This window comes from Acidovorax sp., from assembly GCF_046314175.1.
Lineage (GTDB): Bacteria > Pseudomonadota > Gammaproteobacteria > Burkholderiales > Burkholderiaceae_C > Acidovorax.
Genome location: NZ_JBKBXG010000029.1, coordinates 19,574 through 35,454 on the forward strand (window position 1 = coordinate 19,574; position 15,881 = coordinate 35,454).

Genomic DNA, 15,881 nt, shown 5'->3' on the forward strand with positions numbered 1-15,881 from the left:
CGGCTGCGAATACAGCACGAACTGTCCTCGCTGGGCCCCATTTTTGCATCGACGCTCCGAGAACCCGTTCAATATCTTTTCGGGGGTCGCAATGGAGTCCAGCCGTCCGATTTCACTCCAACCCCTCGGGCAAGGTCCTTGTGCAACCCCCAAAAGATCTTGAACAGGTTTTAAGTCCGACAGGCCCCTGGAAACTCCCCACGGCCTGTCAGCCCGTTCGGTTTGCGCTAAGGTCCAAGCCATGAATCTGTCTTTTCTACGCCTTGGCTGGCGCACCCTGGCGCGTGACCTGCGCGCGGGCGAGCTGCGCTTGCTCATTGTTGCGGTCACCCTTGCGGTGGCCGCGCTCACTTCGGTCGGGTTTTTTGCCGACCGCCTGCAGGGTGGCCTGCAGCGCGACGCCCTGCAACTGCTGGGCGGCGACGCCGTGGTGGCCAGCGACAACCCCACGCCCGCTACTTTTGTGGAACGTGCCCAGGCCTTGGGTCTGCAGACGGTGACCACGCTGGGCTTTCCCACCATGGGCCGGGCCAGCGACGCGCAAGGCGGCGCCAGCAAGCTGGTGGCGCTCAAAAGCGTGCAGCCTGGTTACCCGCTACGCGGCAGTCTTAAAGTGGCCGATGCGCCCGGGGCGCTGGACCAGCCCACGCGCGACATCCCGGCGCGTGGCGAGGTGTGGGTGGATGCGCCTCTGCTCGAATCGCTGAACCTCGCCATGGGCGACATGCTGCTGCTGGGCGACGCGCAACTGCGCATCGCACGCATCATCGTCATCGAGCCTGACCGTGGTGCAGGCTTCATGAGCTTTGCGCCGCGCGTCATGGTCAACGAGGCCGACCTGCCCGCCACCGGCCTCGTGCAGCCCGCCAGCCGCCTCACGTACCGGTTTGCGGTGATCGGCACGCCTCCCGCCGTCAAGGCCTTTAACGACTGGGCCGTGGCGGAGCTGAAAAAGCCCGAGGTGCACGGCGTACGTCTGGAGTCACTGGAAAGCGGCCGCCCCGAGATGCGCCAGACGCTGGACCGCGCCCAGAAGTTCTTGAGCCTGGTGGCACTGCTGGCCGCGCTGCTTTCTGCTGTCGCCGTGGCCCTGGCGGCGCGCGGTTTCGCAGCAGATCACCTCGATGCCTCGGCCATGCTGCGCGTACTGGGCCAGAGCCAGCGCACCATTGCGGGCGCCTACACCACCGAGTTCGCGCTGATTGGCCTGTTTGCCAGCGCGCTGGGGGTGCTGGTGGGTTATCTGGTGCACTACGTGTTTGTGTTGCTGCTGGCGGGGCTGGTCGAATCGGCCCTGCCTGCGGCCAGCCTGTGGCCGGTGGCGTTTGGCCTGGGCATGGGGCTGACGCTGCTGTTCGCGTTCGGTTTGCCGCCGGTGCTGCAACTGGCCCAGGTGCCGCCACTGCGAGTCATTAGGCGTGACGTGGGCGGGCTCAAGCCGGCGTCGCTGGCGGTGCTGGGCGTGGGCATTGCCGGGTTTGCGGCCCTGCTGCTGGCCGTCAGCAGCGACGTGCTGCTGGGCCTGATCGCCGTGGGCGGCTTTGCAGGCGCCGTGGCGCTGTTTGCAGGGCTGTCGTGGGTGGCTGTGAAGCTGCTGCGCAAAAGCGTGAACGAGGCCACCGCACCGCGCTGGCTGGTGCTCGCCACACGGCAGATCTCTGCGCGCCCGGCCTACGCCGTGGTGCAGGTCAGCAGCCTGGCCGTGGGCTTGCTGGCGCTGGTGCTGCTGGTGCTGCTGCGCACCGACCTGATCAGCAGCTGGCGCAACGCCACACCGCCCGATGCGCCCAACCGCTTTGTGATCAACGTGATGCCCGACCAGGCAGACGCCTTTCAGCAACAGCTCAAAGATGGCGGCGTGGCCAACTACGACTGGTACCCCATGATCCGCGGCCGGTTGATTGCTGTGAACGGCAAGACGGTGGGCCCTGACGACTACACCGAAGACCGTGCCAAGCGCCTAGTAGACCGCGAATTTAACCTCTCCAACGCGGTGGAGGCGCCGCCGCACAACCAGGTGGTGGCCGGTGCCTGGACGCCAGGCGAAGAGGGCGCCATCAGCGTTGAAGACGGCATTGCCGAGACCCTGGGCCTGAAGTTGGGTGACCGCCTGCAGTTCGATATGGGCGGTGTGCAGAACGAAGCCCGTATCACCAGCCTGCGCAAGGTGGACTGGGGTTCGATGCGCGCCAACTTCTTCGTGATGTACCCGGTGGCTACCGTCAAGGACGTGCCCGTCACTTACCTTGCCGCCTACCGCGCGCCCGAAACCAATGGGTTTGACAACGCACTGGTGCGCCAATTCCCCAACATCACCAACGTGGACATGGGCGCCACCATTGCCCAAGTGCAGCGCGTGCTGGAGCAGGTGATCCGCGCGGTCGAATTCCTGTTCGCTTTTACGCTGGCCGCAGGCCTGGTGGTGCTGTTTGCCGCCGTCACCGCCACGCGCGAGGAGCGCGCCCGCGAATACGCCATCATGCGCGCCGTTGGTGCCCGGGCCAGCCTGCTGCGCCAGGTGCAGCGCGCCGAGCTGGTGGGTGTGGGCCTGCTGGCAGGCTTTCTGGCCAGCGCGGTGGCGGTGGGTGTGGGCTGGGCCTTGGCACGCTTTGTGTTTGACTTCACCTGGACGGCGTCGCCCTGGGTGCCGCTGGGCGGTGCCGTGGCAGGCGCGGTGCTCGCGCTGGCGGCCGGATGGTGGGGGCTGCGCGAGGTGCTGCTGCGCCCGGTGGTCGACACGCTGCGGCGCTCGGCTGAGTAATCGGTGCCTGGAGCCGTTGCTATTACAAAGTTGCCCTACTGATATGTTTTTGATAGCTGCTAGCGCTTGATGGATAAGCGCTAGAGCCTATTTTTATATGAATTCTGACGTTTCTTCTCAACCTGGTGGTAGTGGCGACGAACCCGCCGCCGCCGTCATCCCCTTCGAATGGATCGGCGGCGAAAGCCGCGTGCGCGCGCTGGTCGAGCGCTTTTATGACCTGATGGACCTGGAACCCGGCTACGCCGAACTGCGCGCCGCCCACGGCAGCGAACTGGCCCAGGCGCGGCAAAAGCTCTTTATGTTTTTGTGCGGCTGGCTCGGTGGCCCCTCGTACTACACCGACCAGTTCGGCCACCCGCGCCTGCGCGCGCGGCACATGCCCTTTGCCATCGGCATCAAGGAGCGCGACCAGTGGGTGGCCTGCATGGACCAGGCCATGGGCGAAACCGGAGTACCGCCGGACCTGCGCGCACGGCTGAAGGACAGCTTCATGGGCACGGCCGACTGGATGAGGAATAGAAATACCCCCTGAGTCGCCTCCGGCGCCTTCCCCCTGAAGGGGGACGCACCCGGTGGACTGGCAAAGCCAGATCCACGGGCGCACTCGCTCGGTCTGCGCCAGTAGAAGCGAGTTGCTACTTTATTGATAGCTGATTGCCCATATTCAATAAGCGCTAGAAGCATTTTTTCCTGAAAAAACCACCCGTTGAAATGTATGAATGCGCGGCACAACTGCCACTAAGATGCGCCCATTCATCCAATCAATTCACAACAAGGGAGGTGAGGGTATGTCAACAACCGCTTGGATCGTTCTGGGTGTGGTGGTGGTCGCGTTGGTCTGGGCCGTCACCGTGTACAACCGGCTGGTGCAACTGCGCAACCGCATCGCCAACGCGTTTGGCCAGATCGACGTGCAGCTCAAGCGCCGGTATGACCTGATCCCTAACCTGGTGGAGGTGGCGCGCGGCTATCTGGCGCACGAAGCTGCCACGCTCGAAGCCGTCATCAAGGCCCGGGGCCAGGCCCAGGGCGCTGCCGCCGCCGTGCGCGCCAGCCCCGAAAGCGCCAGCGCCATGGGCGCGCTGGCTGCGGCTGAGGGCGTGCTGGGTGGCAGCTTGGGCCGCTTGATGGTGGTGGCCGAGGCGTATCCCGACCTCAAGGCCGACGCCACCATGCAGTCACTGTCCGAAGAACTCACCAGCACCGAAAACCGCCTGGGCTTTGCACGCCAGGCCTACAACGATCAGGCGCTGGAGTTCAACGACAAGGCCGCGCAGTTCCCGGACCTGATCGTGGCGCGCCTGATGGGTTTTCCCATCGTGCCCATGCTCGAATCCACACGCAACGAGGAAGAGCGGGCAGCGCCCCAGGTGAAGTTCTGAGCGGCCTGAAAGGGCGCCAACACCATGAAATTTTGGGACCACCAGACCAACGCGCGCAGCGAGACACGCCGCTTGCTGCTGGGTTTTGCCATGGCGGTTGTCGTGCTGGTGGTGGCCGTGCATGCAGCGCTGGCGCTGGCCTGGCTGCTGATGGCGGCGGTGTTGCCGGTGCATCTGGACTTCCCCCAAGGTTTTTTGGCGGCCAATGTAGGCGTGTCGCTGCTGCTGGTGCTGGGTGGCTGGTGGGTGGAGACGTCCAACCTGCGCGCGGGCGGCGTCAAGCTGGCGCGCCGCGTGGGTGCGCGCGAGCTGCGGCCATCGCTGTCGCACGCCGAGCAGCGGCTGTCCAACATCGTCGATGAGCTGTGCATTGCCGCGCACATGCCGCGCCCCCAGGTCATGGTCATGCCGCGCACCGACGCCATCAACGCGTTTGCCGCAGGTTGGGACGAGAGCGACGCCGTGGTCGCTGTCACGCAGGGCGCGCTGGATTACCTCAACCGCGAAGAAATGCAGGGCATGGTGGCGCACGAGCTGAGCCATCTGCACGAGGGCGACACGCGCCTGAAGATGCGGCTGGCGGGCATGGTGTTCGGGTTGGAGCTGGTCTACAACTTTGGCGACTCGATGCGCGAGCGGCGCGGTCTGGCCTGGTGGTTTGGCTCGGCCATCATGGTGGCGGGGTTTGCGGGCTGGCTCACGGGCCGCATGCTCAAGGCCGCCGTGTCGCGCCAGCGTGAATACCTGGCCGATGCGCGCGCCGTGCAATGGACACGCAGCAAGGACGGCCTGGGCGGTGTGCTGCGCAAGGTCATGGCCCAGCGCCGCGACACCCCGGCCGGGTATGCCGAGAACCCCGTCCACACGGGCCTCGCCCATCCGGCCGTGCAGCACATGCTGCTGGTGGATGTGGACGGTGGCAGTCGCATGGAGCGCTGGCTGGACACCCACCCCACGCTTGAAGACAGGGTGCAGCGCGTTTATGGCCGCCGCATGCAACCCCTGCCTGCGGTTCCCGTGGCTGCCGGGCCCGAACCCCTGCGGCGCGAAGGCGGCGCTGCAGCGCCAGGTGCCACCACCATCGCGTCACTGGTGGACCCGTTTGCGCGATTCACCTGAGGGAGGGTCAACGTGCCCATGTCAGGCCCTGTTCATCACCGCGGCAACTGCGGCAACTGCGGCAGCGTTCGCGGCGAGCCCCACCGTTTCGTTCAGGGGCAAGACCGCGTGAGTTCCCCCCAGTCATTCGCCCAGCCCACACGCACGGCGCGAGGGCGCACAGTGGCAGGTCTACCGCGTGGGTGTCGATGGCAAACGCACGCCAGCAGGCTTTGTGGTGCCCGACTTTGTGGAAGAAGAGGAACAGGCGCAGTTTCTGGGAGACCTGTTGCATGAGAGTGCGTCGCATCGCCTGATTCCGTGACTCTGTGACTCCCTGACGTCCCAGCGCCACGTCACACCCCTGTCAAACCCCCGCCAGACACTCGATCCCTTGTTTCATCCAGGGACTGTCCATGTCTGAGCGCACTCCAACTCACTCGGTTTTTTCTCCGCACCTGTCGCGCCGCGTTGCCGCATTGGGCATGGTGGCACTGGCCGCTTCGCTGGCGGCCTGCGGTGGTGGCAACGACGGCAACAACAACGCGGGCGCCACGGCCACGCTGGCCGTGCTGGAGACCACCGACCTGCACTTCAACGTGCGCAGCTACGACTACTTCAAGCTTGCCGAGGACAAGAGCTACGGCTTTGAGCGCACCGCCACGCTGGTGCGCGCTGCCCGCAAAGAGTTTGCCAACACGCTGCTGGTGGACAACGGCGACACCATCCAGGGCACCGCGCTGGCCGACTACGAGGCCACCATCAACCCCATCGGCTGCACGCAGCAGCTGTCGATGTACAAGGCCATGGGCGCGCTGGGTTTTGACGCTGGCACCTTGGGCAACCACGAATTCAACTACGGCCTGCCGTTCTTGAACCAGGTGCTGGGCGGCGGCTTGGAGGTGGACGGCGTGGATGCTGGCAAGAAGTGCGCGGGTGCGGGCTTTCCGATGGTGCTGGCCAATGTGACCAGCAACAAGACGAACAAGCCGCTTGTGCAGCCCTACACCGTACTGGAGCGCACGCTGACCGCCAAGGGCGCGGACGGTAAAGAGGTGAAGCTGCCCATCAAGATCGGCGTGATCGGCTTCACCACGCCGGGCATCATGAACTGGGACAAGCGCTACCTCGAAGGCAAGGTGACCACCCAAGGCGCGGTAGAGGCCGCCAACAAATATGTGCCCGAGCTGCGCGCCAAGGGCGCCGACATCGTGATCGCGCTGCTGCACGGCGGCATGGACAGCGCGGCCTACTCGCCCACCATGGAGAACCCCGGCCTTTACCTGTCCAAGGTCGCAGGCATCGATGCGATGGTGATGGGCCACCAGCATGGCGTGTTCCCTGACACGGCGGCTACCCCCAGCTTCAATATGCCTGGCGTGGACCACAAGGCAGGCACCATCAACGGCGTGCCTGCTGTGATGGCCAGCTCGTGGGGCAAGGCCCTGGGCGTGGTGCAACTGGCGTTGCAGTGGGATGGTGCCAAGTGGGTGGTCAACAAGACCGCCAGCAAGAGCGAGCTGCGCAACACCCAGAGCAAGAACGCCGCAGGCGCCACGGTGACGGTGGACGCAGACCCCGCCATTGCCCCGCTGATCGAGACACAGCACCAAGCGGCCATCCAGTACGTGAAGACGCCCATCGGCCAGACCGACTTCCGCATGAGCACGTTGTTTGCGGACGTGGGCGACCCGGGTGCGATCCAGATCGTCAACCAGGCGCAGCAGGCGTACGTGGCCGCCTACCTCAAGGCCAGCCTGCCGCAGTATGCGCAGCTGCCCGTGCTGTCGGTCAGTGCTCCGTTCAAGAGCGGTTTTCAGGGCGGCGCCGACTACACCGACGTGGCCGTGGGCCCGCTGGCCATCAACAACGCGGCCGATCTGTACCTGTACCCCAACACCGTGTACGCGGTGAAGGTGAATGGTGGCGACATCAAGAACTGGCTGGAGGCTGCTGCCAAGCGCTTCAACCAGATCGACCCGGCCAAGACCACCGAACAGCAGCTCATCAGCACCTTCCCGGGCTACAACTTCGACATGTTCACGACGGCCGATGTGCAGTACGAGATCGACGTGACCCAGCCCGTGGGCAGCCGCATCAAGAACCTGACCTACCTGGGCAAGCCCATCGATGTGGCGCAGGAGTTTGTGATTGCCACCAACAACTACCGCGCCACCAGCGGCAAGAGCTTCATCGACAAGCTCGACGGCTCCGGCACCATCTGGGCCTCGCCCGATGCCAACCGCGACGTGGTGATCGAGTACATCCGCAAGAACCCCGCCGTGACCCGCACCGCCAACGGCGCGGCCAAGAGTTGGCGCTTTGCCAAGGCCACGGTGGCGGGGCCGGTGGTATTCAGCTCGGGCGCCAATGCGCTCAGCGCGGCGCAGGCGGCCAAGCTGACCAATGTGTCGCTGCTGGCGGCCGATGATGGGTCGGGCAAGGGCACGTCGAAATACGGCGTGGACCTGTCCAAGTAAGTGCGTCGACTGGCCCTGCTTTGTGCAGACACGGGGCTGGCGAGCGGGCAGACGGACACGCATGCAGACAGCCGGAAAGAGCGGCCGTATCTGCTACTGAAAAGGGAGCTTCCAGGGCTTGATTGACAAGCGCTGGAGGCTTTTTTTCTTTGATCACTGGGTGGGGCCACGGCCCTGCATACAACGCCTTGCCTTGCTCGACGTCGGCCTCGGTCTTTGGCCTCAGCCAATGCACGCAGCACTCAGCCCACCAGTACCAGCCCCGGCGGCAGGCTGTCGCCCAGGCTGCGTTTCGCGTCCTCCGCATCCATGGCTTGCACCTGCTCCACCAGGGCGATCCAGCGCGCGGGCGCGTGGGCGGCGCGCAGCTTGTCCAGCACCTGCGCGCGCTGTGCATCGGGCAGGTCGCGCGCGCGGTCGCCGGTCATGCGGGCCATTTGCACGGCGGCGAACAGGGCTGTGTCGTTCTTGCGCCAGTCCTGCGCCAGCGTGGCGTTCAAAAACTCGGTGACGGCCTCGGGCGGCAGGGTCTGGTGGGCATTGGCGGCCAGCGGGATGCGGGCACACAGGCGGCCGATGGCCCACCAGGTCTGCACGCTCTCGCCGGGTTGCTGCAGGCGCTGCAGCATCCACTGGCCCATCTCTTGGCGGTATGGCCAGGGCACGGCCTCGACAGCGGCAAACAGGCGCAGCATGTCGTCGTAGCTGCCGTGCGGGTTGGCTTTGGACTGGTGGCGCTGCACGGCCCGCTGCATATGGCCCGCCACGTTTTCGAGCAAGAGCATTTGTTGCGCTTCGCCCAGGCCCGCCGCCACGCGGCGCCAGAAAACCCACCATTCGGTGCGGTTGGCGGCCTCGGCGGCGTGGGCCAGGTCTTGCGCGTACAGCGCCCAGACCTGCTCCATGCGCCATCCGTCCAGCTCGGCGCCCACGCCGGGGCGCAGGCACCAGCCGGCCAGGTTGAACCACACGCGCTCATGCTCGGCGCTGCGGCGGCGGCGCTTGGCGCGGGCCAGCAGGGCATCGAACAAAGCGCGCAACAGCGGCAGCTCCCAGGCCTCGCGCGGGCCCAGCCAGCGCTCCAGCGTGGGGCGCAGCTGGCGCACCTCTTTGGCGGTCACGTCCTGCGACTGCGTGCCAAAGAGGCGGTCGATCAGGGCCACGGCCTCGGGCAGGCGCGTGGTTTGCGAGTGAGCGTCTTTTAATTCTTTTTGGCCTGTAGCGCTTGCTGTGTATGCGCTGGCAGCTATGTTTTTTGAAGTGCCGCGCACCGCAAAGGCCAGCGCCCATTGCTGGTCCGCGTCATCCACCGCCACGCAGCGCACCTGCAGCGTGCCCACCTCGGTCATGGTGGTGTGCAGCAGCACGTCCACTTGCGACTGGCGGCTGCCCTCGGGGCGGGGCAGCACGGCGGCCAGGGGCGGCAGGGCCACAAAACCATCGCCCGTCAGCGGCACGATCTGGCCGGGCAACAGGCCCCGGTGCTGGCTGGTCGCGACCAGCGCAAAGCGCACGGCCTGGCCCAGTCGCAGCGCAAAGCGCCGGCCCGACAGCACCACGCGCGCGCCCTCCTGCGTGCCGCGCGCCAGCAGGCAGATGCCCTGGGGCGCTGTACCGGCCGCTGCACTCGGCGCGGAAGGCAGCACCAGCAGATAGCTGCGCGGGGCGCCGCCGCCAATGGTGGGCATGGGCGGCGGTGTTACTCCTTTTTTTGTAGCTGTTAGCGCTTGCTTACCAAGCGCTAGAGCCATTTTTTGCTCATATTCCTGCTGCCAGCGCGCCAGCCCGTGGGCGGCGGCGCCGCGCGCCACGGCGTAGTCAGGATGCGGGTTGTGCAGCACCCGCACCGGCGCGCCGCGCCAGTCCGACAAGATCTGCGTCAGACGCTCGGCCAGCGCATGGGCGTGGAAGACGCCGCCGTTGAGCAGCACGGTGTCGGGCAGGGCATCGTCGCCCTCGCGCTGCTGCGCCAGAAACGCGGCCAGGTGCCGCGTGATGGCCGCCTCGGCCGGGTAGGGCAGGCCAAAAGCGGTCAGTGCGTTTTGCCGCCGCCGGGGCAGGTCGGTGATGGCCGTGTGCGGCAAAAACCCTTCGACGATGCACTGCGCCACCTGCGCGCGCGTCAGCGTGGCCGATTTCGTCTGCGCCAACAGCTGCGAGCCCGCGCCCAGCAGCGTTACTGTGGCGGACTCGGGCGCATCTGCCGTCAGCAACTGCTCTTTGGCCACGCGGCAGCGCTGCACCAGCTGCGCAAACCGGGCGGCGGGCAGGCGCTGGCCTGCGCCCGCCAACTGTGGCTCCAGCCAATGCGCCAGCGCCAGGTCCATGTTGTCGCCGCCCAGCATCAAATGCTCGCCCACGCCGGTGCGGGTCAGTGTCGGCAGGCCGCCCGGAGCGCCATCGGTGTTATGGGCATCGGGCGCACTCATCTGGTCAACGCGGATCAGTGTCAGGTCGGTGGTGCCGCCGCCCACGTCCACCACCAGCACCTGTGCGCAGCCCTGCAGCGCGGCGCTGACCTGGTCGCCCTGCAGCACCAGCCAGTCGTGGAAGGCGGCCTTGGGCTCTTCAAGCAAATGCACCTCGGGCAGACCGGCCAGCTGCGCGGCTTCGAGCGTCAGTGCCCGCGCGCCTTCGTCGAAAGATGCTGGCACCGTGAGCACCACACGCTGCTGCGCCAATGGCGCCGCAGGGTGCTGCGCGTCCCACGCTGCCCGCACATGGGCAAGGTAACTGGCCGAGACCAGCAGCGGCGAAATTTTGGCCACACCCCCTTCACCTTCGGGCGCGCCCCAGGGCAGGATGGGCGCGCTGCGGTCCACGCCAGGGTGCGACAACCAGCTTTTGGCGCTGGTCACGCTGCGGCCCGGCACCAAGGCACCCAGGTCGCGCGCATAGCACCCCACCAGCGCGGGCGCGTCGTCGGTGGCCCCGAGCGCAGGCCAGGGCTGCGCCAGCGCATCGGCCGACAGCTCGCCGACCGCCGCCTGGTAACGCACCGACGGCAACAGCGGCTGGGCCTGAACCTCGCCCGCCGCCGTGCGCTGGGGGATGGCCAGCAATGCAATGGCCGCGCTGCCATCCAGCGGCGCATGGGCGACCACGGTGTGGCTGGTGCCGAGGTCGATGCCGACGACATGGCGTGCATCGCCGGAGTCGGAGGTCTGAGTCGTGGCAGTCATGCAGCAGCCGGTTCAGGCAAACGGTTCACTCTGCGGGGTGTTCTGCATCCGTGGCCGAGGCGTCGGCCCGCACATCCAACTCCACCTTCCACCGCTCACTGCCCCCCACGGGCACGGCATTGAGTTCCAGCGTGCCGATGTCGGTGACGCGGGCGTGCAGGTGGACGGCCACGACCTCGCCGGGAGTGCGGGCTTGTGCTGGCAAATTGGCTTCAATCTCTTGCAGCTCCACCAGCTCTTCCGGCCCCCAGAAGTCGAGCAGGGTGCCGACCTGGTCCGTGCGGCGCACGCTGGAGCCGAAGAAGCGCAGGCGCACGGGTTCGCCCACGACCAGGCCAAAGGCTTGTGCGTCGAGGGCCACTTCCGTGCCTTCTTCCATGCCAAACGGTGCCAGGCACAGCGCGGACAGCGGTGGCTCCATGCCGGGGATGGCGGGCATGTTGGATTCGACGCCCACGTAGTAGCTTTGCGCCGTGCCGCCGCGAATGCGCACGCCACGGCCTGAGGCCGCCACGTGGCCGTAGTAGGCGGCGCCGCGGGCCACGGCCAGATCGAGGTTGGCGCCCTCCAGCAGGCGGGCGGGCTCGGCGCCTTCAGCAGCCAGCCAGCCGTTGATGACCTGCACAAGGCGCTGCTCAATCTGCGGTGCCTTGAGCACGCCGCCGTTGAACAAAATTGCCGTGGGGTGCAGGAACGAGGCGCCAGAACCGGACGGGGTTGGCTGCGTGCCTTGCAAGCCGTCGATGGGCGCTGTGGCACCGGCCTGGCGGCTCAGGAAAGCGGCCAGGTGCCGTGTGACGGCTGCGTCTTGCGCGTAGGGCAGGCCCAGTTGCGTGAGCGCGCCGCGCGCACGGGTGACGGGTTTGTCGCTGACCGCCACCGGGGGGAAGAAGCCGTCAACCAGCAAGGCCAGCACTTCGGCGCGCGTGACTTCGGTGCGAATGCTGCCGCCGATGAGCTTGCTGCCCCGGCTGGGCACGACCACCGGAACGCTGTCGGGCACGGACTGCCGCGTTTCGTCGGCCAGCAATTGCTCTTTGGCGGCGCGGCAACCGTGGGCCAGGGCCCGGGTCTGCCAGGCGTCGAGCTGTTTGCCTTCGGCCGCCAGCTTGCGTGCCACGCCGTAGGCCAGGGCCAGGTCCATGTTGTCGCCGCCGAGCAGGATGTGCTCGCCCACGGCCACGCGCTGCAGCTCCAGTTGGCCGTCACGCTCCTGCACGGCGATCAGCGACAGATCGGTGGTGCCGCCGCCCACGTCCACCACCAGCAGCACGTCGCCATGTTTTACCTGCTTGCGCCAGTCGCCGCCGCTGGCCTGGATCCAGCTGTACAGCGCGGCCTGCGGTTCTTCGAGCAAGGTGAGGCGCTGGTAACCAGCGGCTTGGCAGGCCTCGGCCGTCAGCTCGCGTGCGGCGGGGTCGAAGGATGCGGGGATGGTGACGGTGATGTCTTGCGCGTCAAACGGCGCCTCGGGGTGGGCCTGGTCCCAGGCATAGCGCAGGTGCGACAGGTAGCGGATCGACGCGGTCAGGGGCGACACGCGCTGCACTTCGGCGGGTGCGTCGGCGGGCAGCAGCGGGCTGCGGCGGTCTACACCGGGGTGGCACAGCCAGCTTTTGGCGCTGCTGACCAGGCGGATGGGCGTGGCCGCACCCCGGCTGCGGGCGAATTCGCCCACGGCAAAGTCTTGCGCTGCGCTCCAGGGCAGGGCCAGGTCGCCCGGGGCCAGCTCGCTCTCATGCGGCAGGTACAAAAACGAGGGCAGCAGTGGCTTGGCTTCGATGCTGGCCGGGCCGGTGAGCTGGGGAATGTCGAGCACGCCTTGCACGACCTTGTCGCCGTCGCTGGCGGCGCGGTCGACATACGACAGCGCGCAGTGCGTGGTGCCCAGGTCAATTCCCAAGCTAAAACGGGCTGTAGCGCTTGCTGTGCCTGCGCTAGCAGCTATGGAGTTTGTAGTGTTTATCGTGTTGGATGTGTTCGGAGTGTTGGTGGTGTCCATGGTCACAGCTCCACCTCCGCCTGCGCCAGCACCGCTGCGGCTTTGTCGTCGGTCAGCTGGGGCAGGCGGGTGTCGGTGACGTGCCAGCCACGGTGGCCGAGCGTGCCGGTGAACGGGGCCTGGCCGACCACGTTGCCGGTCAGGCGCACTTCGGTCGCGTCAAAGCCAGCGGCCAGCGTCACGCGGCTGCCTTCGGCCTCGTTGCGCACGGGGGCAATGGTGAAATGCGCGCGCAGCACTTTGCGGCAGCCTTCGTGCACCACGCGCGCTGCGGCGCCGATGTCGGCGTCGGTATAGCTGGCGGTGTCTTCCTGCACAAAGTCCACAAAGCGGGCTTCGCGCTGCAACAGGCCCAGCAACTGCAGTGCGGCGGTGTGGCTGGGCGCGGTCACAGTCACGGTTTTTTCGACGACCTTCTCTACGATCTTCTCAACGGGGACTTCCACGCGGACTTCGACGATCTTTTCGACGGGCACTTCGATGCGCACTTCTTTGGCGGCGGCGGGTGGCACATCGGCGGCCAGGGCCTCACCGGCGCGCAGGCGGGTGATATCAGAGGCCAGGCGGCCGTTGCCCAGGATGGCGAAAAAGCTGCCGATCGCAATGGCGATGCGGCTCAGAAAGGAGGGATGTGTTGGGTTCATGGCGTTCTCGGATGAGAAAAAAGCCGCGCCGGGCAAGCGCCACGCGGGAAGGCAGCGGTGCGCGCAGCGCAAGTGAGAAGGGGGTCAAAAGGGGAGTGATGTTACCCAGATGGTTTTAACCTGTGACAACGCGGTTACTTGAAGGGAAAGCCGCATGTGCAGCGACATGTGCTTGCTGCGCCAGCCTGGCGCCATTCATGCTCGGCCTTTGGTCTTTCAAATCCCGCCGGGGCGGAGTGGGTCGAAGCCCTCCGACCTGCTCAGTGCGAACGGTCGACCCCGCATGGGACGGCATCAATGGCCGGTTTGCCTGTGCAACACAGGCTGCAGCAGCACGACCAGCGCGCCCGCGCCGCCGTCCATCGGCCGGGCCTGCACAAAGGCGAGCACCTCGTTCTTTTGCACCAGCCAGCGCTGCACGCGGCCCTTGAGGACAGGGCTTTTTCCGGGCGATCCCAACCCCTTGCCGTGCACCACGCGCACACAGCGCATGCCCGCCTTGTGGGCGTGGCGGATGAACTCGCCCAGCGCTTCGCGCGCCTCGTCAACGCGCAGGCCGTGCAGGTCGAGCTGGCGCTGGATGCTCCAGCGGCCCGAGCGCAGGCGGCGTGTCACTTCGACACCGATGCCGGGGCGCCGAAAGCTCAGCTGGTCATCGGTGTCAAGCAGGGTGCTCACGTCAAAGTCGTCGCTGATGGATTCGAGCAGCACGCGTTCTTCATCCAGCCAGTGCTGAACGGGCAACGGCTCGGGCTTGGCGGGCGTGTGCCAGCGCCGGTCACCCCGGTCCTTGAGCGCCTTGACCGGGCCGACGAAATTCTGAAACAGCATTTGCTCATCGCGGGCCCGCCGCTCGGCCTCCAGCCGCTCCTGCGCCCGCCGTGCCTCGCGCGCGGCGACGTCGGCCAGCGCCTGGCGCAGCGGCTTCAGATCGGCAAATGATTTGGCGCGGATGGGGCGTGTCATGACGTGCCGGTTGTACCCGATGTGCGCTGCCGCACCGCCAAGGCAGGGCATTGCAGCGGCCCGGTTGCAGGCGCTCGCACGGCGGGCGGCGGGCGGCGTTATGGCGCGGGCCGCGTCTCCACGTACTCCGCGGCAATGAACTGGGTGGCTTGCGCAGGGTTGAAGTTGTCGTCGCTCACGAATACCAGCACCCGCCCACCGCCTGCTGCGACGGGCAGGTGCGGGCCCCAGGTCATGCCTTCGATGTTGTCCAGCTGCTTGAGGCCCAGTTGCGCAAAGTCAGCCACCAGGGTTTTGGCCACGGGCGTGTGGTTGCCTGGCGCCAGCGCCTGCACATCCAGCGTGTTGTGGCCTGGTGCGGCGCTGGGCCGCACGCTGATGCGGTACAGCCGCACCGAATTGCCCACGCCCAGGGTGTAGGCGCGTTCGAGCACCAGCAGGTGGTCCGGGCCATCGGCCAGGATCTCGCTCACGCCGTTGGTCGTGTAGCCGCCGGGCATGGGGCTCTTGTGGGGCACGGGGTCGGGCTGGTAGGCCACCTGGCGCAGTGCCTGGCCCGTGTGCACGTCGATGGCGGTGATACGCACGGGGGCACCGCCACTGGCGGGCGTGGCGCGGGGACCGTCCTGCAGCCACGGACCCTCCATGGCCAGCCATGCGGTGCGCCCGTCGGGCGACAGGGCCAGGCCCTCCAGCGTGGCGTTGTCGCGCGGGCCTATCCGTGCGCCCTTGACGGGTTGAAAGGCCGCAAGCAGCGTGTGCTCGCGCAGCAGTGCGCCGTCGGCCGCCCGCGCGGTGTGCAGCGCGGGCCCAAAGCCGCGCGCAAAGTCGCCCTCGCTGGTCCACAGAAAGGTGCCAGCGCCTGGCAGCCAGCGCACGGCCTCTGGGTCGGGCACGGCCACGCCCGCAACGGCACGGCGGCTGGGTGCGTAAGGCTGGCCCGCAGCGTTGCGCAGGGGTGTGACGGCGTTGAACTGCGGCCGATCAAGCGTGCTGACGGTGTAGCGGATGCGCGCGGTGTAGTAACGCGCGTCGTCCACCGCAGACCGGTCGTCCGAGATCAGGATGTACTCGTCGCGCCCCGCCTCGTAGTCAATGCCCGACAGCCCGCCAATGGTGGTGCCGCCAAAACCCTGGCGCTGGTCCAGCACCACGTCGCCGATGAGGCGCAGGCAGGGCGCCTGGCACGGAGCTGTTGGTGCGGAGTCTGCACCGGGCGACCGTGGCGCGGCCGGGGCGCCGCAGGCAGGCAGCAATGCGGCTGCGACCAGCAGGCCCAGCGCGGCAACGGCTTTGTGGAATGGTGCAAAGGGCAGAGACGGCAAAGGTCGCATGGGACGTATCTGGATGGAATCGGCGGGCG

Annotated in this window: 11 protein-coding genes; 6 read left to right on the forward strand and 5 right to left on the reverse strand. The window is 67.1% G+C overall.

All coding sequences use genetic code 11. From position 1 onward, the window contains the following. The first annotated feature begins 241 nt into the window (after nt 1-241). From ACK4OE_RS10375 to ACK4OE_RS10400, 6 genes are all read left to right on the forward strand, one after another. Nucleotides 242-2,761 (forward strand): ABC transporter permease, encoded by a 2,520-nt coding sequence (locus ACK4OE_RS10375; protein WP_409884734.1) that lies wholly within the window; start codon nt 242-244, stop codon nt 2,759-2,761. A 97-nt stretch (nt 2,762-2,858) separates the two neighbouring features. Further along, a complete protein-coding gene (locus ACK4OE_RS10380; RefSeq protein ID WP_409884735.1) occupies nt 2,859-3,296 on the forward strand; it encodes a group II truncated hemoglobin in 438 nt (145 codons plus the stop codon). A gap of 256 nt (nt 3,297-3,552) precedes the next feature. After that, nucleotides 3,553-4,146: a LemA family protein gene (locus ACK4OE_RS10385; RefSeq protein WP_409884736.1), complete on the forward strand. Its 594-nt coding sequence runs from the start codon at nt 3,553-3,555 to the stop codon at nt 4,144-4,146. Nucleotides 4,147-4,170: 24 nt separating this feature from the next. After that, a complete protein-coding gene (locus tag ACK4OE_RS10390; RefSeq protein WP_409884737.1) occupies nt 4,171-5,265 on the forward strand; it encodes a M48 family metalloprotease in 1,095 nt (364 codons plus the stop codon). Nucleotides 5,266-5,443: 178 nt separating this feature from the next. Beyond that, nucleotides 5,444-5,569, forward strand: coding sequence for a hypothetical protein (locus ACK4OE_RS10395; protein ID WP_409884738.1), 126 nt, complete (start codon nt 5,444-5,446; stop codon nt 5,567-5,569). A gap of 91 nt (nt 5,570-5,660) precedes the next feature. Next, entirely contained in the window at nt 5,661-7,724 is a 2,064-nt protein-coding gene (locus ACK4OE_RS10400) for a bifunctional 2',3'-cyclic-nucleotide 2'-phosphodiesterase/3'-nucleotidase (protein WP_409884739.1), read from the forward strand. A gap of 242 nt (nt 7,725-7,966) precedes the next feature. Here ACK4OE_RS10400 and ACK4OE_RS10405 read toward each other — a convergent pair whose 3' ends face one another. The 5 genes from ACK4OE_RS10405 to ACK4OE_RS10425 form a co-directional block, all read right to left on the reverse strand. Continuing rightward, nucleotides 7,967-10,906, reverse strand: a complete 2,940-nt coding sequence (locus ACK4OE_RS10405; protein WP_409884740.1) for an Hsp70 family protein — start codon at nt 10,904-10,906, stop codon at nt 7,967-7,969. A 25-nt stretch (nt 10,907-10,931) separates the two neighbouring features. Beyond that, nucleotides 10,932-12,908: an Hsp70 family protein gene (locus tag ACK4OE_RS10410; RefSeq protein WP_409884741.1), complete on the reverse strand. Its 1,977-nt coding sequence runs from the start codon at nt 12,906-12,908 to the stop codon at nt 10,932-10,934. A 2-nt stretch (nt 12,909-12,910) separates the two neighbouring features. Further along, nucleotides 12,911-13,552: a DUF2760 domain-containing protein gene (locus tag ACK4OE_RS10415; RefSeq protein WP_409884742.1), complete on the reverse strand. Its 642-nt coding sequence runs from the start codon at nt 13,550-13,552 to the stop codon at nt 12,911-12,913. 294 nt (nt 13,553-13,846) lie between these two features. Next, the gene (locus ACK4OE_RS10420; RefSeq protein WP_409884743.1) at nt 13,847-14,518 is read right to left on the reverse strand and encodes a Smr/MutS family protein; all 672 of its coding nucleotides are present in this window, start codon (nt 14,516-14,518) and stop codon (nt 13,847-13,849) included. Nucleotides 14,519-14,616: 98 nt separating this feature from the next. After that, complete coding sequence (locus ACK4OE_RS10425) at nt 14,617-15,852, reverse strand: esterase-like activity of phytase family protein (protein WP_409884744.1); 1,236 nt, start codon at nt 15,850-15,852, stop codon at nt 14,617-14,619. Nucleotides 15,853-15,881 lie beyond the last annotated feature (29 nt).